Source organism: Gilliamella sp. BG1, from assembly GCF_046635625.1.
GTDB classification, from domain to species: Bacteria; Pseudomonadota; Gammaproteobacteria; order Enterobacterales; family Orbaceae; genus Gilliamella; species Gilliamella bombi.
Genome location: NZ_JBIDFG010000001.1, coordinates 63,428 through 85,443 on the forward strand (window position 1 = coordinate 63,428; position 22,016 = coordinate 85,443).

General features: G+C 35.2%; 19 protein-coding genes. 6 read left to right on the plus strand and 13 right to left on the minus strand.

Features of this window, described 5'->3' with window-relative positions; genetic code table 11:
* Window positions 1-16: 16 nt before the first annotated feature.
* The 7 genes from rpoB to pgk all read right to left on the minus strand — a co-directional run bounded on the left by rpoB (window position 17) and on the right by pgk (window position 9,083).
* Window positions 17-4,045 (minus strand): DNA-directed RNA polymerase subunit beta, encoded by a 4,029-nt coding sequence (rpoB, locus tag ACGH80_RS00265; protein WP_411578238.1) that lies wholly within the window; start codon window positions 4,043-4,045, stop codon window positions 17-19.
* A 245-nt stretch (window positions 4,046-4,290) separates the two neighbouring features.
* Window positions 4,291-4,659 carry a 50S ribosomal protein L7/L12 gene (gene rplL / locus ACGH80_RS00270; RefSeq protein ID WP_034884317.1) on the minus strand — a complete coding sequence of 123 codons (369 nt, stop codon included), beginning with the start codon at window positions 4,657-4,659 and terminating at the stop codon, window positions 4,291-4,293.
* 58 nt (window positions 4,660-4,717) lie between these two features.
* Window positions 4,718-5,215: a 50S ribosomal protein L10 gene (gene rplJ, locus ACGH80_RS00275; protein ID WP_065589635.1), complete on the minus strand. Its 498-nt coding sequence runs from the start codon at window positions 5,213-5,215 to the stop codon at window positions 4,718-4,720.
* A 231-nt stretch (window positions 5,216-5,446) separates the two neighbouring features.
* Window positions 5,447-6,148, minus strand: coding sequence for a 50S ribosomal protein L1 (gene rplA / locus ACGH80_RS00280; RefSeq protein WP_065589636.1), 702 nt, complete (start codon window positions 6,146-6,148; stop codon window positions 5,447-5,449).
* Window positions 6,149-6,151: 3 nt separating this feature from the next.
* Entirely contained in the window at window positions 6,152-6,580 is a 429-nt protein-coding gene (gene rplK / locus ACGH80_RS00285) for a 50S ribosomal protein L11 (protein ID WP_034884321.1), read from the minus strand.
* Window positions 6,581-6,767: 187 nt separating this feature from the next.
* Window positions 6,768-7,847, minus strand: a complete 1,080-nt coding sequence (gene fbaA, locus ACGH80_RS00290) for a class II fructose-bisphosphate aldolase (protein WP_065589637.1) — start codon at window positions 7,845-7,847, stop codon at window positions 6,768-6,770.
* A gap of 72 nt (window positions 7,848-7,919) precedes the next feature.
* Window positions 7,920-9,083, minus strand: coding sequence for a phosphoglycerate kinase (gene pgk / locus ACGH80_RS00295; RefSeq protein WP_065589638.1), 1,164 nt, complete (start codon window positions 9,081-9,083; stop codon window positions 7,920-7,922).
* Between the two features lie 224 nt (window positions 9,084-9,307).
* Between pgk and rpsT the strand changes: the two genes are divergently transcribed.
* The 4 genes from rpsT to dtd all read left to right on the plus strand — a co-directional run bounded on the left by rpsT (window position 9,308) and on the right by dtd (window position 11,611).
* Window positions 9,308-9,571 (plus strand): 30S ribosomal protein S20, encoded by a 264-nt coding sequence (gene rpsT / locus ACGH80_RS00300; RefSeq protein WP_025316521.1) that lies wholly within the window; start codon window positions 9,308-9,310, stop codon window positions 9,569-9,571.
* 189 nt (window positions 9,572-9,760) lie between these two features.
* Window positions 9,761-10,312: an SPOR domain-containing protein gene (locus tag ACGH80_RS00305; RefSeq protein ID WP_411630371.1), complete on the plus strand. Its 552-nt coding sequence runs from the start codon at window positions 9,761-9,763 to the stop codon at window positions 10,310-10,312.
* A gap of 23 nt (window positions 10,313-10,335) precedes the next feature.
* Window positions 10,336-11,169 (plus strand): virulence factor BrkB family protein, encoded by an 834-nt coding sequence (locus ACGH80_RS00310; RefSeq protein WP_218055834.1) that lies wholly within the window; start codon window positions 10,336-10,338, stop codon window positions 11,167-11,169.
* A 7-nt stretch (window positions 11,170-11,176) separates the two neighbouring features.
* Window positions 11,177-11,611, plus strand: coding sequence for a D-aminoacyl-tRNA deacylase (dtd, locus tag ACGH80_RS00315; protein ID WP_065589641.1), 435 nt, complete (start codon window positions 11,177-11,179; stop codon window positions 11,609-11,611).
* A 155-nt stretch (window positions 11,612-11,766) separates the two neighbouring features.
* Here the strand turns inward: dtd and metA are convergent, their stop codons facing one another.
* The 6 genes from metA to rne form a co-directional block, all read right to left on the minus strand.
* Complete coding sequence (gene metA / locus ACGH80_RS00320) at window positions 11,767-12,699, minus strand: homoserine O-acetyltransferase MetA (RefSeq protein WP_065589642.1); 933 nt, start codon at window positions 12,697-12,699, stop codon at window positions 11,767-11,769.
* 211 nt (window positions 12,700-12,910) lie between these two features.
* The gene (locus tag ACGH80_RS00325; RefSeq protein ID WP_065589643.1) at window positions 12,911-13,723 is read right to left on the minus strand and encodes an ATP-binding cassette domain-containing protein; all 813 of its coding nucleotides are present in this window, start codon (window positions 13,721-13,723) and stop codon (window positions 12,911-12,913) included.
* Between the two features lie 22 nt (window positions 13,724-13,745).
* Window positions 13,746-14,735 (minus strand): oligopeptide/dipeptide ABC transporter ATP-binding protein, encoded by a 990-nt coding sequence (locus ACGH80_RS00330; protein ID WP_065589644.1) that lies wholly within the window; start codon window positions 14,733-14,735, stop codon window positions 13,746-13,748.
* Between the two features lie 2 nt (window positions 14,736-14,737).
* On the minus strand, window positions 14,738-15,598 hold the full coding sequence (locus tag ACGH80_RS00335) for an ABC transporter permease subunit (RefSeq protein ID WP_065589645.1): 861 nt from the start codon (window positions 15,596-15,598) through the stop codon (window positions 14,738-14,740).
* A complete protein-coding gene (locus tag ACGH80_RS00340; RefSeq protein WP_238786423.1) occupies window positions 15,591-16,349 on the minus strand; it encodes an ABC transporter permease subunit in 759 nt (252 codons plus the stop codon). Before ACGH80_RS00340 ends, ACGH80_RS00335 begins: the two co-directional genes overlap by 8 nt.
* A gap of 248 nt (window positions 16,350-16,597) precedes the next feature.
* Window positions 16,598-19,288, minus strand: a complete 2,691-nt coding sequence (gene rne, locus ACGH80_RS00345; RefSeq protein ID WP_065589647.1) for a ribonuclease E — start codon at window positions 19,286-19,288, stop codon at window positions 16,598-16,600.
* A 742-nt stretch (window positions 19,289-20,030) separates the two neighbouring features.
* Between rne and syd the strand changes: the two genes are divergently transcribed.
* Window positions 20,031-20,564, plus strand: coding sequence for a SecY-interacting protein (gene syd, locus ACGH80_RS00350; protein ID WP_085163865.1), 534 nt, complete (start codon window positions 20,031-20,033; stop codon window positions 20,562-20,564).
* 118 nt (window positions 20,565-20,682) lie between these two features.
* Window positions 20,683-21,858 (plus strand): aromatic amino acid transaminase, encoded by a 1,176-nt coding sequence (locus ACGH80_RS00355; protein ID WP_174798857.1) that lies wholly within the window; start codon window positions 20,683-20,685, stop codon window positions 21,856-21,858.
* The last annotated feature ends 158 nt before the right edge of the window (window positions 21,859-22,016 follow it).

Consider the following 22,016-nt stretch of genomic DNA (forward strand, 5'->3'; position numbering starts at 1 on the left):
TTTAAGTTAGAGAAAATTACTCTTCATCTAACTCTATATTTATACCTAGCGAACGAATCTCTTTTAATAGTACATTAAATGATTCTGGAATCGCAGGCTCCATACGATGATCACCATCTACAATATTTTTATACATCTTAGTTCGACCGTTTACGTCATCTGATTTAACAGTTAACATTTCTTGTAAGGTATAAGCTGCACCATATGCTTCAAGTGCCCACACTTCCATCTCACCAAAACGTTGACCACCAAATTGAGCTTTACCACCCAATGGTTGTTGAGTAACCAGACTGTATGAACCAGTAGAACGAGCATGCATTTTGTCATCAACTAAGTGATTCAATTTGAGCATATACATATAACCTACAGTAACTGGACGTTCAAATTTTTCACCTGTACGACCATCATACAAAGTAATTTGACCAGAAGTTGGTAAGTCACCTAGTTCAAGTAATGCCTTAATTTCTTGCTCTTTAGCACCATCAAATACCGGTGTTGCTAATGGCATACCATTACGTAAATTTTGTGCTAAAGTCATCACTTCTTGATCAGTGAATTGTGCAACATTAACTTTTTGCGCAGCACCTAAACCAAGATCATACGCTTTTTGAATAAATTCACGTAATTTAGCTAATTCTTGCTGTTCTTTTAACATAGCATCGATCTTCTGACCAATACCTTTAGCAGCCATACCCAAATGAGTTTCTAATATCTGTCCAATATTCATACGGGACGGAACACCTAGCGGATTCAATACGATATCAACTGGACGACCTTTTTCATCATATGGCATATCTTCAATTGGATTAATTTTTGAAATAACCCCTTTGTTACCATGACGACCAGCCATCTTATCACCAGGCTGAATTTGACGTTTAACTGCCAAGTAAACTTTAACGATTTTAAGAACGCCAGGCTGTAGATCATCGCCTTGAGTAATCTTCATACGTTTAGCTTCAAGTTTTTTGTTAAACTCTGTTTTTATTTCGTCGTACTGTTCAGCCAACTGTTCTAATTGAGCTTGTTTATCTTCGTCTGCGATACCAATTGTTAGCCATTTTTGATGTGGTAAAGCATCTAATTTATCCGCTTTGATTCCACCTGAAATTAATACATCACGAATTCGAGCAAACAATGCAGCTTCTAAGATTTTAAGTTCTTCAGTTAAATCTTTTCTTGCCTGCTTGAGTTGCATCTCTTCGATTTCAATTGCACGTTTATCTTTTTCTACGCCATCACGAGTAAACACTTGAACATCAATAACAGTACCTGAAACACCATTTGGCACACGTAATGAGGTATCTTTAACGTCAGATGCCTTTTCACCAAAAATAGCACGTAGTAATTTTTCTTCTGGCGTTAATTGAGTTTCACCTTTAGGTGTCACTTTACCAACCAGAATATCGCCACCTTTTACTTCAGCACCGATGTATACAATACCTGATTCATCAAGTTTAGACAGTGCTGCTTCACCTACGTTTGGAATATCCGCAGTAATTTCTTCTGCACCTAATTTTGTATCACGAGAAATACAAGATAACTCTTGAATATGAATCGAGGTAAAACGGTCGTCTTGTACCACTTTTTCAGAAACTAAAATAGAATCCTCAAAGTTATAACCATTCCATGGCATAAATGCCACTCGCATATTTTGCCCTAGTGCCAATTCACCTAAGTCAGTAGATGGACCATCTGCAAGTACATCACCACGCTCAACTTTTTCTCCCAATTCCACACATGGAATTTGGTTAATACAAGTATTTTGGTTAGACCGTGTATATTTAGTTAAGTTATAAATATCAATACCTGTTTCACCAGCATATATTTCATCTGAATTAACATTAACCACAATACGCGATGCATCAACATATTGAACTGTACCACCACGACGAGCAACCGCTGTTACACCCGAGTCAACAGCTACTGCACGTTCCATACCAGTCCCAACAAACGGCTTTTCAGCTTTTAAGGTTGGTACTGCTTGACGTTGCATGTTCGCACCCATTAAGGCACGGTTCGCATCATCATGTTCAAGGAACGGAATTAATGAAGCACCAACTGATACGATTTGTTGAGTTGATACATCCATATAATGAATTTGTTCAGGACTATATAAACCCGATTCACCACTTAAACGACAAGTTACTAAATCTTCTTTAAAACGACCATTTTCATCAAGATTTGAGTTTGCCTGAGCAATTACAAATTCACTTTCATCAATCGCTGATAAATAGGTAATTTCATCAGTTACAATACCATCAATAACACGACGGTATGGTGTTTCTAAAAAGCCATACTCATTGGTACGAGCATAAACTGCTAATGAATTAATCAAACCAATGTTTGGACCTTCAGGCGTTTCGATTGGACAGACACGTCCATAGTGCGTTGGATGTACGTCACGCACTTCAAATCCTGCTCGTTCACGCGTTAAACCACCTGGTCCTAAAGCTGAAATACGACGTTTATGCGTAATTTCGGATAGTGGATTGTTTTGATCCATAAACTGAGATAACTGACTTGAACCAAAGAATTCACGAATCGCTGCTGAAATTGGTTTAGCATTAATCATATCTTGTGGCATTAGTGAATCAAGATCACCTAGAGATAAGCGTTCTTTCACTGCTCGTTCAACACGAACTAAACCAATACGGAATTGGTTTTCTGCCATTTCACCAACACTACGAATACGTCTATTACCTAAATGGTCGATATCATCAACTTCACCGTGACCATTACGAATAGCGATTAATTTCTTTATTACGTCAACGATATCATCTTTCGTTAAAACGCTTTCACCTTCAATGTCATCACGCCCTAATGAACGGTTAAACTTCATTCGACCAACAGCAGATAAATCATAACGTTCTTCAGAAAAGAATAAATTATCAAATAACGCTTCAGCTGCTTCTTTTGTAGGTGGCTCACCTGGACGCATCATGCGATAAATTTCAACTAATGCTCCAAGTCGGTCACGAGTTGAATCAACATTTAATGTCTCAGAAATAAATGCACCATGATCTAAATCATTAGTGAATAATGTTTCTATCTTTTTATAGCCAGCATTCGTTAATTGAAGTAATAGTTCTAGTGAAATCGGTGTATTGGCAAAAGCAATTACCTCACCTGTTTCTTCATCAACATAATTTTTAGCAAGAACTTTATTAACAATATATTCAACTGGTACATCAATTTTGCTAACTTTATCTTTTTCTAACTCACGAATGTGACGAGCTGTAATACGTCGGCCTTTTTCAGCGTAAACTTTACCTTTTGACTCAATATCAAATAGTGCTGTATCACCACGTAAACGCTCTGGAATAAGATCCATTTTTAACTTAGATTTGCTAACTTCAAAAATAGTTTTTTCAAAGAAAATATCTAAAATTTCTTCTGTTTCATAACCTAATGCACGTAAAATAATGGTTGCTGGAAGTTTACGACGACGGTCAATACGAGCAAAAAGATTATCTTTTGGATCAAATTCAAAATCAAGCCAAGAACCACGATAAGGAATAATCCGAGCATTATATAAAACTTTACCAGAAGAGTGCGTTTTACCTTTATCACTATCAAAGAACACACCTGGACTACGATGTAATTGCGATACGATTACACGCTCTGTACCGTTTATCACAAATGTACCATTGTCTGTCATTAAAGGAATTTCGCCCATATAGACGTCTTGCTCTTTAATATCTTTAACTGTTCCCTCTGGCGCATCTTTATCATAAATAACTAAACGTAATTTTACGCGCAACGGTGCTGAGTAAGTGATCCCTCTAATTTGACATTCTTTAACATCAAACACAGGTTCGCCCATCATAAAGCTCACGTACTGTAACTCAGCGTTACCACTATAACTTTTTATCGGAAATATTGAACGGAATGCAGCTTCTAAGCCATATTGTCCTTCTGGATCTTGCTCAATAAATTTCTGGAACGAATCAAGTTGAATAGAAAGAAGATACGGTATATCCAAGACTTGTGGACGCTTACCAAAATTCTTACGAATTCGTTTTTTCTCGGTATAAGAGTAAACCATTAGTTCCTCAACTTGCTTATCTGCTATTTTAGCATGATTAAATATTCATCAGGGTGTTATCGCCAACTGATACACCTGACACCTCATCGAAAATATCTATAAATATCAATTGATTAGGCTTAATAAATATACTATTTCTTTATTATTTTTTATTGATAATCTTCAAATAAAATTCTTTAACTTATTATAGCGCAAAAAGGCTGGAGGTATAAAACCCCCAGCCATTTATCGGAATATCGATAAACTTATTTAAGCTCGACAACTGCACCAGATTCTTCAAGTGCTTTCTTAAGTTCATCAGCATCGGCTTTGCTAACGCCTTCTTTAACTGTTGCTGGAGCTGATTCAACAAGGTCTTTAGCTTCTTTTAAGCCTAAACCAGTTGCACCACGAACTGCTTTGATAACAGCTACTTTATTAGCACCAACATCTTTTAAGATTACATCAAATTCAGTTTTCTCTTCTGCTGCTTCAGCTGGACCTGCTGCGGCTACGGCTACAGCTGCTGCTGCAGAAACACCAAATTTTTCTTCCATCATTGATACAAGCTCAACAACATCCATAACAGACATTTCAGCAACTGCATCTAAAATTTGTTCTTTAGTGATAGACATAATATAGTTTCCCAAATTTACATTTTTTAATTAATAAAATTCACAATCAAACCGCCAATTAAGCAGCTTCTTTTTGATCGCGAACCGCTGCAAGAGTACGAACCAATTTGCCAGCTGCGGCTTCTTTCATGGTTGACATCAAGCGAGCTAATGCTTCTTCATATGTAGGTAATGTTGCTAAGCGATCAATATTCGCTGCAGTAATCAACTCACCTTCAAAGGCTGCGGCTTTAATCTCAAATTTTTCATTTTCTTTCGCAAACGCCTTAAAAATACGCGCTGCAGCACCTGGGTGCTCATTTGAAAATGCAATTAGAGTTGGACCAACAAACGTATCTTTTAAACACTCATATTGAGTGCCCTCAACAACACGGCGTAATAGCGTATTACGAACAACACGCATATAAACACCCGCTTCACGAGCAGATTTACGTAATGCAGTCATTTTTTCTACAGTTATGCCTCGAGAATCAGCAACAACTGCAGATAGCGCACCTTTGGCGATTTCATTGACTTCAGCAACAATTTCTTGTTTATTTTGAAGATTTAGTGCCATTGGTATTGCTCCTGGATTATACTAGGCAAAAGCCTAGACTTATTCAAGCTAGCTACAAATATAGCTAGCACAACCACGATGAGCAGAATCCTTCTATTATATCTTATCAGGTTCTGTCACCGTCTACGTAGGAAAATTAAGTAGTCACACAACAACCACACCTACGGTCTTGGACGGGGTCTGGTTAAGGCCAGACACCAACCGATTTCTCTATTTAATTATAAATAATAATTAAACAGTTGCATTTAATGTTGCTTGATCAATAGCAACACCAGCACCCATTGTAGTAGAAAGGCTAACTTTCTTAATAAATACACCTTTAGAAGAGGCTGGTTTTGCACGTTTCAACGCAACAAGTAATGCTTCTAAATTTTCTTTAAGCTTATCTGCATCAAAATCAGCTTTACCAATAGTAGTATGGATAATACCATTCTTATCATTACGGTAACGGATCTGACCAGCTTTAGCGTTTTTTACAGCTTCTGCAACGTTAGGAGTTACAGTTCCAACTTTAGGATTTGGCATTAAACCACGTGGTCCTAAAATTTGACCTAATTGACCAACAACGCGCATAGCGTCAGGTGATGCAATTACGACATCAAAATCCATTTCGCCTTTTTTGATTTGATCTGCAAGATCGTCCATACCCACTAATTCAGCACCAGCTTCTTTTGCAGCCTCTGCATTTGCACCCTGAGTAAAGACAGCAACACGCACGCTACGTCCAGTACCATGAGGAAGAACGATCGCACCACGAACATTTTGATCTGATTTACGTGAATCAATACCTAAATTAACAGCAACATCAACACTTTCTGTAAATTTAGCTGTAGCTAATTCTTTTAATAAAGTAATTGCTTCATTGATATCATACTGTTTAGTTGCGTTTACTTTTTCGCGGATAAGTTTAGCCTTCTTAGATAATTTAGCCATGAATTAACCCTCCACTTCCAAGCCCATTGAACGAGCTGTCCCTTCAATAGAACGCATCATCGTTTCAATGGTAGCACCATTCATATCTGCAGCCTTCAATTCAGCGATTTCGCGAATTTGTGCACTCGTTACTTTACCTACTTTTTTCTTATTAGGTTCACCTGAACCAGATTTGATTTTAGCCGCTTTCTTTAACAAAACAGCAGCTGGAGGTGTTTTAGTTACGAATGTAAATGAACGGTCAGAATATACTGTAATTACAACAGGAATTGGTAAGCCTTTTTCCATGCTTTCTGTTTTTGCATTAAATGCTTTACAGAATTCCATGATATTCACACCATGTTGACCAAGTGCTGGACCAACTGGCGGACTAGGATTTGCTGCACCAGCTGCAACTTGCAACTTGATGTAAGCTTGTACTTTTTTTGCCATTTTTAGTTTCCTTTGCTTGGGTGCAAACGCCTCTATTAATAATAATTATTAATAAATAGACAGCTCCCCTAAGTTAAATGAGGGCAGAATTATCCTATAACTTAATTGAAAATGCAAGATTTAATTTAAGTATAGATAAATCAAAAGCAAGGCAAATACCTTGCTTTAATCCTAAATAACATAAAAATTAAAGAACACCTACAGCATTAAGCTCTTTAAATGCAAGTTCTAAACGAGCAACTAAAGAATCTTGTCCCTTACGTAACCATACGCGAGGATCGTAGTATTTTTTATTTGGAGCATCAACGCCTTCAGGGTTACCTAATTGCCCCTGTAAGTAAGCTTCATTTGCTTTGTAATAATCTAAGATACCAGACCAGTTAGCCCATTGCGTATCTGTGTCAATATTCATTTTAATTACACCATAACTAACTGCTTCAGCTATTTCTTCCGGTGTAGAGCCTGATCCACCATGGAATACAAAGTTTAATGATTTAGCTGGTAGATTATATTTTTCAGATACATATTTTTGTGAGTTATCTAAAATTTTTGGCGTTAATTTAACATTACCTGGTTTATAAACTCCATGCACATTACCAAATGAAGCTGCAATAGTAAAACGAGGACTGATAGCACTTAAACGCTCATAAGCATAAGCTACATCTTCTGGTTGAGTATAAAGTGCTGAGCTATCCATATGACTATTATCAACACCATCTTCTTCACCACCAGTACATCCTAGCTCTAACTCTAAAGTCATTTTCATTGCTGACATACGAGCAAGATATTGACAACAAATATCAATATTATCTTTTAATGACTCTTCTGAAAGATCAATCATATGAGATGAAAATAATGGTTTACCTGTTTTAGCAAAATGAGTTTCACCTGCATCCAGTAACCCATCAACCCATGGAAGTAATTTTTTAGCGCAGTGATCAGTATGAACAATAACAGGGACTCCATATTTTTCAGCCATAAGATGAACATGTTTTGCGCCAGAAATAGCACCCAACACAGCACATTCTTGACCTTCTAATTTTAGGCCTTTACCAGCAATAAATTGAGCTCCACCGTTAGAAAACTGAACAATAACAGGAGAACCTACTTTTGCGGCTGTTTCAATAACGGCATTGATAGTATTTGTGTCAACACAGTTAACCGCAGGTAATGCAAAGTTATTTTCGCGAGCGATTTGAAATACTTTTTGAACATCATCACCAGTGACAACACCAGGTTTAACAACATCAGAAATCTTAGTAACCATTTTATTACCTATAAATTTATTATAAAAATTAAAGGATGAGTAATTATCTCATCCTTTTACTGAACTCAAATACTAGGCCTTTGCTCTAGCTTCTAACATCGCAACAGCGGGTAGTTTTTTACCTTCAACAAATTCAAGAAAAGCCCCGCCACCAGTTGAAATATAAGAGATTTTATCTTCAATACCAAATAGATCGATTGCAGCTAATGTATCCCCACCACCAGCAATTGAAAAACCTTCGCTATCGGCAATTGCTTTGGCTACAATTTCAGTACCACGACGGAAATTAGGAAATTCAAAAACACCCACTGGACCATTCCATAAAATGGTTTTAGCATTTTTGATAATATTTGCTAATACTTCTGCTGATTTATCACCTAAATCAAGAATTTGTTCATTTTCTTTAACATCTTTAACTGATTTTTCAGTCGCTGTTGCTGTTTCACTAAATTCTGTTGCAACACGAACATCAGTTGGAACTGGGATTTCACAGTTAGCCATTAATTTTTTAGCTTCTGGAATTAAGTCTGCTTCATAAAGAGACTTACCTACATTATAACCTTCAGCGGCAATAAAAGTATTAGCAATACCGCCACCAACAATAATTTGGTCAGCAATTTTTGATAAAGAATCAAGTACGGTTAATTTTGTTGATACCTTAGAACCGGCAACGATAGCAACCATTGGCCTTGCTGGATTATCTAATGCTTTACCTAACGCATCAAGTTCAGCTGCTAACAATGGCCCAGCACAAGCCACTGGCGCAAATTTACCAGCACCATGAGTCGAAGCTTGAGCTCGGTGAGCTGTACCAAATGCATCCATTACATAAATATCACAAAGAGCAGCGTATTTTTTAGACAAAGTTTCATCATCTTTACCTTCGCCTACATTGAAACGAACGTTTTCAAGTACAACTAATTCGCCTTCTTTTACATCTACACCATTGAGGTAATCTTTTACTAAACGAACAGGGAATGACACGTGTTCTTTTAAATAATCAACAACAGGTTGTAAAGAGAACTCTGGATTATACTCACCTTCTGTTGGACGGCCAATATGAGAGGTAACCATTACTTTAGCACCTTTTTTGATGGCTTCTTCAATAGTAGGTAGTGATGCTTTAATACGCGCATCGGAAGTTACCTTACCATTTTTGACCGGCACATTAAGATCTGAGCGAATAAATAAGCGTTTTCCTTTTAGATCAAGATCTTGCATTCTAATAATAGACATGATACTTCCCCTTGTAAAATATAAATAAAATAAAACTTACGCTATTCTAACATAAAAATTCTTTTTAGGTTATAGGGATTGCTGTGCAAATAATAAACATTAATAATAAATACAAAAACTACCAACATATTTTTTTATGTAACGCCATTGACAATAGGAAGAAATTAAGGCATATTTTGCCACCTTATTAATATGTAATTTTTATCTAAACTTGGGAGTTGACTTTGGCTAATATCAAATCAGCTAAGAAGCGTGCGGTTCAATCCGAAAAACGCCGTAAACATAATGCTAGTAACCGTTCAATGATGCGTACTTATATTAAGAAAGTTTACGCAGCTGTTGCAGCTGGTGATAAACAAACAGCTGAAGTGGCATTCAAAGACATGCAAGCAGTTGTTGACCGTCAAGCGGCTCGTGGCTTAATTCACAAAAATAAAGCTGCACGTCATAAAGCAAATTTAATCAAACAAATTAAAGCGTTGGCTTAATACATTAATTTTTTAACTAACATAGTTAAAGAAATACGAAAAAAAGTGGTGTAAGCCACTTTTTTTATTTATATACTAGTTTTATTTTACACAATATTATTAAAAAGAGAGTTTATTGTGGTTCAGCGTGATTATGTCAGAAAAAAGAGCCAATCAAAAAAAAGTAAGTCACGAAATAAGCCTAATTTTATGATATTTTTGGCTATTATAATCATTATTTTATTTTCTGCTATTCTCTATTTTGTTGCAAATAATACACCTAAAAAAACCGCTGAACCGCCAAAAACAAAAACTCAACCTCCTTCAATAACTTTACCTGAACAACCTCAAGAGCGTTGGACATACCTTAAGGAATTAGAAACTCCTAATGCTAATTATGGTTCTGCGTCAAGTTCAATTGCTAGTGAAAGAGAGCAAATCCTAAATAGCTTTGTTAATAATTCACGCAGTGTGACGTCTTCTAAAAAAGAAGCAACAACGCAAAACCAAACATCAAATGTAACATCACAACCAACACAAGCTATTACAAACAAATGGCTATTGCAATGTGGAGCATTTAAAGATAAATCTAATGCTGATAAACTAAAAGCTAAGCTTGCAATGACTGGGGTTAGTGGCAATATTTCTTCAGGCCAATTATATCGAGTCACAGTAGGACCTTATACCAGTAAAAAAGAAGCCGATATCACATTAAACTTATTAAATAGTAATGGGATTAATAATTGTGTTATTTCTAACTAGAATATAAAAAGCCGATGAGATCAATGACGCAAATACAGATTTTTATAAAAATGTTATGGAATCGTATCAACCATGACCGGCTAACAACATCTTCTGCGGGACTTGCTTATACCACTATACTAGCACTAGTTCCACTTATTACCGTTATTTTTTCTTTACTTTCAGCTTTTCCTATGTTTGATGAAATTAGCCATTTATTGAAACAATTAATCTATAACAATCTTGTTCCAACGGCGAGTGACACCATTCAAAATTATTTAGAACAATTCATCTCCAATACAAAAAAAATGACCTTTGTTGGTGTAATTGGTCTGATTGTTACATCACTGTTGCTTATCAACTCAATTAATACAGCACTTAATCATATTTGGCAAACTAAACGCAAACGTTCCTTCATGTACAATCTAACCATGTATTGGACAATACTAACCTTAGGCCCAATTTTAATTGGTTCTAGTATAGCGATTAGCTCTTATATTTTTTCATTGAAATGGCTATCTACCGCAACAACGGGTAATATACTACTTAATTGCTTACCATTTATTATTTCTATGATTGGATTTTGGCTACTTTATAGCATTATCCCGACCGAGTCTGTACCTTTAAAAGAATCGATGATTGGAGCGTTTGTCGCTGCAGCATTATTTGAAATAGGAAAACGCGCATTTGCACTATATGTTACTTCGTTTCCAACATATCAACTTATTTACGGAGTAGTATCATCAATCCCCATTATGTTAGTTTGGATCTATTTTTCTTGGTGCATTGTCTTGTTTGGGGCCGAATTTGCAGCAACCTTAACTGACTATAATCGACAAAAAAAACATATTGTTAACAACCCTTCTTTACCAGAGTAATTAAATTATGATCGCCTTAATCCAACGAGTAAAACAAGCTAGTGTGACAATAGACAATAATATCATTGGGCAGATTAATCAGGGTTTACTGATTTTCCTGGGAGTTGAGCAAGATGATGACGAACAAAAAGCAATTCGTTTATGTGATAAAGTTTTAGGTTATCGTATTTTCAGCGATAATGAAGGAAAAATGAATTTAAATGTTAACCAAGCTAATGGCGAAATATTAGTTGTTTCTCAATTCACCCTAGCTGCAGACACTAAAAAAGGAATGCGACCAAGCTTTACAAAAGGCGCTAAACCCGATGAAGCAAATAGGCTTTACCAGTTTTTTGTAGAACAATGCCAACAAAAAATAACAACTCAAACAGGTCAATTTGCAGCTGACATGCAAGTATCATTGATTAATGATGGTCCTGTAACATTCTGGTTACAAGTCTAGTTATATAACTAAAATTACATTTAGATAATATTTCGCAAGTTTTACCAATTATTATTTAATATTTGGCATTGTAAGATCCAATTTAAATAGGTTATTGTTAAATAAATCTAGCAACAACCTAACAAAATTTGATTATAAGATGCGGCTAACCTTTATTAGTCATCAATCGTTAAATTTCGAGTAGTTAAATCAAATGGAGTTAACTGGTAAACATAATAGTTGAGCCAATTACTAAATAATAGGTAAGCGTGGCTACGCCATGTGGCTTTTGGTGTTAAATGAGGATTATTATCAGGAAAATAATTATATGGCATATCAGGATGAATACCTGCATTTAAATCTCGATAATATTCATTTGCCAACGTTGAAGAATCATATTCAGGATGACCTGTTACAAACACCATTCGCTTATCAGCTGTAGCCATTAAATAAGGACCGGTAATATCAGACTCAGCTAAAATAGTTAAATCGGTATATGTTTTTATTTTATCAATTGGAAAATCAGCATAACGAGAATGAGGAGCCCAAAAGGTATCATCAAAACCACGTGTTAAAATCGCATTAGTTTGCACAATATGATGCTGAAAAACACCCGATAACTTTTGCGTGCGAGTAAATTTTGGTAAATCATATAAGACATTCAAAGCAGCTTGAACACCCCAACAAACAAACATAGTTGAAGTAACATGATCCTTTGCCCAAGTAATAATTTTGGCTAACTTAGACCAATACACAACATCGGAAAAAGCCACTTTCCCTAGTGGGGCACCTGTTATAATTAACCCATCAAAATTTTGCTCACAAATATCATCAAAATCACAATAAAAACTATTTAAATGTTCAATAGGCGTATTTTTAGACTCTCGCTGATCAATACGTAATAACTGAATATCAACTTGTAAAGACGAATTAGAAAGTAAGCGTAAAAATTGGTTTTCTGTTTCGATTTTTTTAGGCATTAAATTTAAAAAAAGAAGCTTAAGAGGTCGAATTTCTTGGGTATTAGCACGCGATGAAGTCATAACAAATACATTCTCATTACGTAATACATCAACCGCAGGTAATGAGTCAGGAATACAAATAGGCATAACAAAAACTCCTAAATCGGTAAGTCATTTTTAAACATCAAAATAGACGTCTAGAAATCTATATAGCTAAATATAGTATCTTTTAATTTATTTGTCGAGATTTTTTATTTAACAAAATCATCAGAATAATCAAATTACAAATTAACAAACATTCTAAAGAAATGTGTATTACTTCATGCAAAAATCAAAATCACTCCGATAGATTTGTTAATTAAAAAGTACGAGTATCGGTACGCCAAGTATCTGCAGTAAGCGCTTCACCAAAATAGCTATTGATTAATTTTTGGGTAATATCACTCAGCGGTGAAGCTAATACTTCAGCAGTATTACCATATTCAACCAATTCGCCATTATGCATAACTAAAATTTCATCGCTGATATGTTTCATCATCCCAATATCTTGAGTAACATATACATAAGAGATATTTTGTTCAGCTTGTAACATCAGCATTAAATTAACAATTTGTGAACGCATCGAAATATCAAGTGCAGCTAATGCTTCATCTAAAATTATCACTTTAGGTTTTAAAATCAATGCTCGAGCTAATGCTACTCGCTGTTTTTGCCCCGCAGCCATCACTGAAGGATAATAAGAGGCATGTTCAGGTAACAATCCAACTTGCTTCAATACATCTCTAATTAACTTTTCACGTTCATGAGCATCATAATTAGCATTACACTTTAATGGGATTTCAAGCAATTGCCCAATACGTAATCGTGGATCAAATGAACTTTCTACATGCTGAAATATCATACGAATTAGTTGACAACGATAGCTATAATCGCCGTATTGAACTTTATTACCGTCAATCCAGATATCTCCACTATCAGGCTTTATCATACCAACTAACATTTTTGCGAGTGTCGATTTGCCAGAGCCATTTTGTCCGATAATTGCAAGCGTTTTACCTTCATTAAGAGAAAACGATAATGGCTTCACCGCATTAATGTATAAATGTCCCAGAAATCCTTTAGGAATTTTAAATTGCTTAGATAAGTTACGCACTCTTAATATTGGATTCATCGTATATTCCTATTATTTATGGCTACTCATCAGTATTTAACGGAAAATGACAGGCTACGAAATGATCTTTTATCGGTATCAATTCTGGCGCCAAAATACATTTTTTCTGGGCATATGGACAACGAGGACCTAATCGACAACCTATTGGTAGGTGTTCTAATGATGGGATCACTCCAGGCAAAGTATTTAAAGGACTTTTATGCGGCATCGCTTTACCAAAGTCAGGAATTGCATAAATTAGCGCCTGAGTATAAGGATGATAAGGCGATTTAATTAAATCTTTACTATCAGCAACTTCAACTGTCTGTCCACAATATAAAACATTGATACGATCAGTCCATCTGGTAACCATTTGCAGATCATGACTAATAAATAAGATAGTGGTACCCACATTTTGATTCATACTAGCTAGCAACCTAAAAATTTGTGCTTCTGTAGTTGCTTCCATCGCATTTGTCGGCTCATCAGCAATAAGTAGCTTAGGCTGATTAGCCAACGCAATTGCAATCATGACTTTTTGACATTCACCTTCAGTCAATTCAAACGGATAAGATTTTAATATCTCCTTATGATTCTTAATTCCTACCCGATGCAATAACTCAATCGCTCGATGTTTACGCCAAAATAACCTTTGCCACCAATGCCCTTTAAATGTCCTTCTTGGAATTGCACTAATTAACTGTTGTCCTACTTTCATGGAAGGATCTAAGCAAGATTGTGGTTCTTGGAATATCATCGATATATTGGCACTAATGACTTTTCGGCGCTGTCTAGGAGTGAGTTTAAGTAAATCAATGTCATTAAAATAAAATCGATCAGCTGAAATCTTCCAATTATGATTAGTCACACCTAAAATAGCTTTAGCGATAAGGCTTTTTCCAGATCCTGACTCACCAACTAAACCTCGAATTTCACCTTCTGACAACTTTAAATTTACACGATCAATTGCACGTAAAAGACCATCTGGTGTAATAAACTCAATGGTTAAATTCCGAATATCTAACAATGCCATAATTAAGTTCCTGCTCGACGGCCATATAATCCAAAATTGAATAAATAAACCAAAATAATTGTAGCAGAAACCGCAATTCCCGGAGATAAAAAGGCTAAATAATTAGTTGCAATGATATCTTTCATTTGAAACATCATCATACCTAAATCTGGTCGAGAAACATCATTAGCAAAACCTAAAAAAGTTATAGTAGTAATAGTTAAAATAATCGAACCAAATAGCGAAACAATTTCAGTCAAATAAATAGGTAAAATATTAGGTAAAATATAATGATTAAAAATTGTAAAGGAAGATAATCCATCAAGTCTATAGGCCGTAATATATGTTTTATTCCATTCATTGATGGCACGCTGATGAATATTATAAATAAAGCGTGGCGTATAAGATAACCCTATTACCAATAAAATATTAGTAATGTCATCTTCTAATAATAAGCTAATAACAATCACACCAAGTAACGGTGGTACTACCATACAAAATTTAAAAACAAATAATATAAAAGGGCGTATAAATGATATAAAAAACATTAAATAATTGATTAACCCACCAATGACTACCACATAAAAAACCGCCTTTAAGGTCATTGACATAGTTGAGCGATAACCAATTAACAAATAATCAAAAATATCTTGTCCTTTAGCGTTAGTACCTAATACATGATTAATATCACCATTAGACCACCAAGCAGGTGGTAATGAAGTTGGGTAAATAGGGTTTAAATGGGCATGAAAGAACCATTTGGTTGATAATGCCACAAAGGCAAGCGCCAATATGCCATAAAGGCCAACAACTAAGTAGAAATTACTATGCAACCGATTAAAGCTTAAATTGACATTTTGAAGCAATCTTGCTCGCCTAGACATAATGTTCCTTATGACGTAAAGGATAAATAACTACCGCCGAAATTTCGCCCAATAACGTTAACAAACTGATGACAGTGCCACAGGCTAAAATGGCAATAGAAATAACAAAATAATTATGATGATGATAAGCAAGCATCACCCATTGCCCCAATCCTACTCGATTAAATAAAATTTCAATTACCATAGTTGAAAAAAGTAGTGTTGTCGTATTATAAGTCAGCTGTGGAATAGTTGCAGGAATGGAATTAGGTAATAAATGGCGGCGTAAAATTTTAAACGGTGATCGTTCACGAATAATCGCCATTTTAATAAAATTCTGTCGTGATGTATTTCTTACATTCTGGCTAACGAGTTGAATAGTCATAATGCTTGGTTGAATAGCTAAAATAATGATCGGCAAAAACAAATAGTGAAGTTGGCCCAATATCATATGCCATTTATCTGTTTTTGATGAAATTAAAAGATCCAATAACGAAGTTCCAGCTACTGATGGCGATACATTAAAATTCATCGATATCGACCAAGTTGGCGATAACCAATACATAACAATAATAACAACCATAACTATAGGGCAAGAATACAAAGATAAAGATCCTAAACGGATAATATTATTTAACCAATGAATATTACTAAGTCCAAGAAAAATTCCCAATGGCAATCCAATCAGTAAAGCAACGAATAAAGCAAGAATGCACAGTTCAAATGTAGCCAATAGTGTATGGAGAAACGGCACTGTTTCTCCAGTTAACAATCTGAATTGCCCCTGCAGCAACTGTTTAAAAAAAGCACTGTAGGCATCCAAAAAGCTTAAATTATTAATGTTAAATGTTGAGTGAGGGCTAAAATAAACTAAACAAAAACTAATCTGAGCTAATACGCAGATAATAAACAAAAACGTTACTATTTTCTTGAAAATATAGATAATCATTATTTATCTTTATCGCTATTATAATTAATTAAAACACGGCAACATAACCACGCCACCGTGTTTTAATCTATTTATTGATTATCCAGTATTACTGGTTTACTTGCTGCGGCATAAGCATGATCCTGAGCACTTAAACCACCAGCATTACCTTTACCTTCAAAATGATAATCTGATTCTTCACGCAATTTTATTTCAACATCATAAGTCACATATTCTGGTGCAGGTGCTTTAGTCATTGCTGATGAGGAATAACCTATTGAGTGTGAATCATTAATTACAAGATCATTATCATTTTTCTCACTAACGTTAAAATCCTCTTGAGCACTTACAAATATGGGAGCTTTTGATACCTCATCAACACTAGCAGTTCTATTTACATCTTCCTCATTTTTAACAATAACAGGAAGTAAAAGCGATGGAATGACAGGTACCACATTATGTGGTTCATAATTAGCTATTTGACTGTAATCAACAACAACACGACCTAAAGCTAATTCCAATGATGCTGCAGCAAACGGCAATGGTATTGGAGACTGTTTTAGTTCTACATTACGAACACGGCGTTTATTACGTTGGCCATTCATTCGTAAATGTCTTGAAGTACGACGCTGACGTTTCGGTTGAATTTCCGATACAATATTGCCCTCAGCTGATTCTGAGACAATAACAGGTAATAATAAAGAAGGGATAATTACTCGTTCTTGTTCAGTCTGCACCGTGGCAGTAGTATTACTATTTTTCACACGAACACTTTTAGTTAATGCTCGTTGTTGGCGTCTTGGCTTAGCCTCACGCAGTTTTGGTTGTACCACTTCCTCGACAACTCTATCTGCCTTAAGATTGTTTTCAGAGTCTGACAAATTAGCATTTGAATTACTATTTTGTTTAGCTCTGCGATTATTATTTCGACTTGATTCTTTAACCTCGTCAATATTGCCTGCTGCAACAAAATTACCATTATTAGCAGCATTGTTATTTCGGTGATTACGTTGACGTCGATTGTTTGAACGTTGATTATCCCGTCTTTTAGTCGGTCTTGTTTTAACTTCTGGCTGTGGTTCTACTTTTTCAGTAACAAACAGTTTACGTAATTTACCAAATAATCCACTAAACAGACCGCCTGATTTTATAGTTTTTGACTCTACCTTTTCTTTTGGTGTTGCACAAGCTTCAACTTTAGGTCCAGATAATACAGCTTGTTCAACAATAACTTCAACAGCTTGTTGCTCTTCTTCCTCTTCCTCAAGTTCACGAATCAATTTTGGAAGATTATAACTCAGTACATCTGTTTCTTCGCCTCTACGCTTACGAATCACCTTATACAATGGTGTTTCCATCTCTTCATCGCCAGCAATCACAATTTTGACATCAGGATGCATACTTTCAATATTGGTGATAGCACGACGTTTTTCGTTGAGTAAGTAGCTCGCTATTGGCACAGGAACAATGACATCGATTTGTACTGTATTATCTTTCATTGCTTCTTCTTGAATCAATCGAAGAATAGATAAAGACAATGAATTATTGTCCCTAACTGTGCCTGTACCTTGACAACGAGGGCAAATGTGATGCGTTGCTTCGCGTAATGAAGGGCTTAAACGTTGGCGCGACATTTCAAGTAAACCAAAGCGTGAAATTCGCGTAGTTTGAATTCGTGCACGATCGGTTTTCATCGCTTCTTTTAAGCGGTTTTCTACCTCACGTTGATTACGGACTGGTGTCATATCAATAAAATCGATAACAATCAAACCACCTAAATCGCGTAAACGTAGTTGACGAGCTATTTCTTCGGCTGCCTCAAGGTTAGTATTAAATGCTGTTTCTTCAATATCACTACCACGAATGGATTTAGCCGAGTTAATATCGATTGCTGTAAGCGCTTCTGTGGCATCAATAACAATTGAACCACCAGAAGGTAAGCGAACTTCTCGCTGAAATGCCGATTCAATCTGCCCCTCAATTTGGAAATGATTAAATAATGGCACATCACCCTCATAAAGCTTTAAGCGACCGATATACTCAACTCGTCCCAAATCAGCTAAACGTTTTTTAGCAATCTCAAGTACTTTAGGATTATCAATTAAAATATCACCAACATCATCACGCAAATAATCACGAAACGCACGAGTAATGATATCACTTTCTTTATGAATCAAGCTTGGTGCAGGATGTTTTTTGGCTTCGTTTTGAATTGCTGTCCAATAGTTAACTAATGCATCTAAATCTTGTTGCAACTCCTCTTGGCTTTTACCAACACCCGCCGTCCGAGCTATAACACCCATGCCTTTTGGCTTTTCAATTGCATCAATAATACGCTTAAGATCTGCTCTTTCTTCACCTTCTATACGGCGCGAAACACCGCCAGCACGAGGATCATTAGGCATCAACACCAAGTAGCTACCAGCTAAACTAATATAGGTGGTTAAAGCCGCACCTTTTTTGCCACGAATCTCTTTTTCAATTTGGATAAGGACTTCTTGACCTTCCTGTAGATGTTTAATACTACGACGACCAGAAATATTAGATGGGAAATAGCTTTCAGCAATCTCTTTTAAAGGTAAAAAACCATCACGCTCACCACCATACGAAACAAAAGCAGCTTCTAAACTTGGATTGATTTTAGTGATTTTACCTTTATAAATATTCGCTTTTTTTTGTTCATGTCCAAGGCTTTCGATATCTAAATCATACAATCGTTGACCATCAACAAGCGCAACTCGCAGCTCTTCTTGCTGGGTTGCATTGATTAGCATTCTTTTCATTATTCTACACTCTTGATTAATCTTAATTAACAGTAGGTAGAATCTTATTATTGATAAGTGATTATTTTAACAATGATGAATAATGGTACTTAACTAAATATTGGTATACAGCATTCATTATTTTATTTATGTTATTTTTGTTATTATTTTATGTGAACCTGATACCGCTTACACAACATCAATATCATACATTAAGTAACATGCTAAATTAAAAAGCACTAAATATTTAAAAAAACCTAATTGTATAATTTATTGACACTATTAATATGGCTAATTTGCAAACCTATGTTTCTTAACGGCTTTAGCAAATAAACTAAATCTTTATGCAATTGTTTAAAATAAACATATTATCTAATTATAATGATTCTACTTACGCTATTTTATTTTGAAAAACTGTAATGTCTAACGCCATTGCTGCATTACAAGGATAAAATTATCCGTCACTATTATTAACGTTTCAGTCAAGGATAGCAAGCAAATTAAACTGGCTGTTTTACAAACAGTTAAGAATTCATTTTTAGCTATATTCAACTTGCTTTAATCACACAATAAATAACTTATTTAATTTGCTTAAATTTTTTACTGAAACACATAGTTACCTGAAACTTTTTTACAAAATTTTTTCTTACTAATTATCCCATTAACTAAAAATAAAACACCGATGCAATTATGCATAACGAATCCTAATCAGTATAATTACAATAAAATGACATTATAATTTAAATATGAGATATATCTGTTTATGAACTCTGCCAATAAAACTGCCTTACTTAATTTTACTACTCGTTGGATTGAGCAATTCAAATACGCACCACAAAGCGAAGAACTACATGCCATCCCCTCGCCTTGTATTTTAAAAACTGACCATCTCACGGTATTTTGGCAACCATTTTTATTAGAACCACCAAGAGATCTCTCGATTGTTGAACAAGTTATTGGTATCATTTTACATCCCTCTGCTCACATTTTTTATGGTACACAATATGCTGGCAATATGACGGCTAAATTTACCGACACACATTTAACCTTAATTCAAGCATGGAACGATGATGACTTTTCAACTTTAGAACAAAATTTAATAGCTCATTTATCCCAACAAAAAAGATTAAAACGAACAGCAACCATTTTTATAGCTACGACAGATGACAGCACAAAAATAATTTCATTAAACAATTTAACGGGCGAAATAGTAAAAGAGGACTTAATTACAGGAGAACTAACGACATTAACTAATGATTTGATTTCATTTTTTAATCAACTTACAGTTTTTCAGTAACTATAAGAACGTTAAAAATTTTACAAAAATCTATTTTATCGTATACCTATTTGAAATTGTAACTTACAAAATAATGTGTATATAATGCAGTAATAATAATCAATTAAATAGGTGGATTATGTTTGAAAATTTGACAGCAGCACCAGCCGATCCCATTTTAGGGCTAGCAGACCTTTATAATAAAGATGAACGCACCAATAAAATTAATTTAAGTGTCGGTATTTATAAAGATGAAACGACCAAAACCCCTATTTTAGAAAGTGTCAGAAAAGCAGGGCATTTGTTACTAAATGACGAAACCACAAAAAGTTACTTTCCTATTGACGGCCTCAAATCCTTCAATATTGCAACGCAAACTTTGCTTTTTGGTAGTGAAAATGAACGAGCAAAAACTGCACAAGCACCTGGAGGAACAGGGGCTTTACGCATTATGGCAGACTTTTTAGCTCGTCGAACCAAAATAAAACGAGTTTGGGTTAGTAATCCAACTTGGCCAAATCATCGTAGTGTATTCCAAATGGCAGGCCTTGAAGTACGCGAATACCATTATTACAGTGCACAAACGCACACTCTTGATTTTGATGCCATGATGAGTAGCTTAAACCAAGTTACCGCTGGCGAAGCGGTATTATTCCATGGATGCTGTCATAACCCAACGGGTATCGATCCAACCCCAGAACAATGGCAAGCTATATCGGATCTTGCCTTAAAAAATGGTTGGTTACCGTTGTTTGATTTAGCTTATCAAGGCTTTGGACAAGGTATAGAAGAAGACGTTTATGGGTTACGGTTATTTGCCAATAATCATCCAGAACTACTTATTGCAAGTTCATACTCTAAAAATTTCGGTTTATATAACGAACGAGTGGGAGCATTTACATTAATTGCGGCAAATGCTGAAATTGCCGATCGAGCCTTTAGTCAAGTCAAAACAATTATTCGAGCTAATTACTCAAACCCTCCTGCCCATGGTGCTAAAATCGTCTCTTATATATTAAACAATGAAGAATTAAAAGAAGAGTGGATCGATGAATTAACAAGTATGCGTCAACGTATTCACCGCATGCGACAACTATTTGTAAAAACCTTACAAGACAAAGGTGCAAATCAAGATTTTAGTTTTATTGCCAAACAAAATGGCATGTTTTCGTTCAGTGGCTTGAACGAAGAACAAGTGCTAAAATTGCGTAATGATTATGGCATCTACATCGTAAACTCAGGACGTATCAACGTGGCTGGTATGACATTAGATAACATGTCCAGACTTTGCGAATCAATTGTTGAAGTACTATAGAAATTTTAATAATAAACAGTCATAACAATAGAAGCGCTCAAATAAAGGGTGTTTCTATTTACTTCCCCCCTTTAAATTAATATGTTTTTTACTATAAAAAACAGGTTTAGCTTTGGCATACATATCCTTATTAATCAAAAATTATCCTAATGATTACT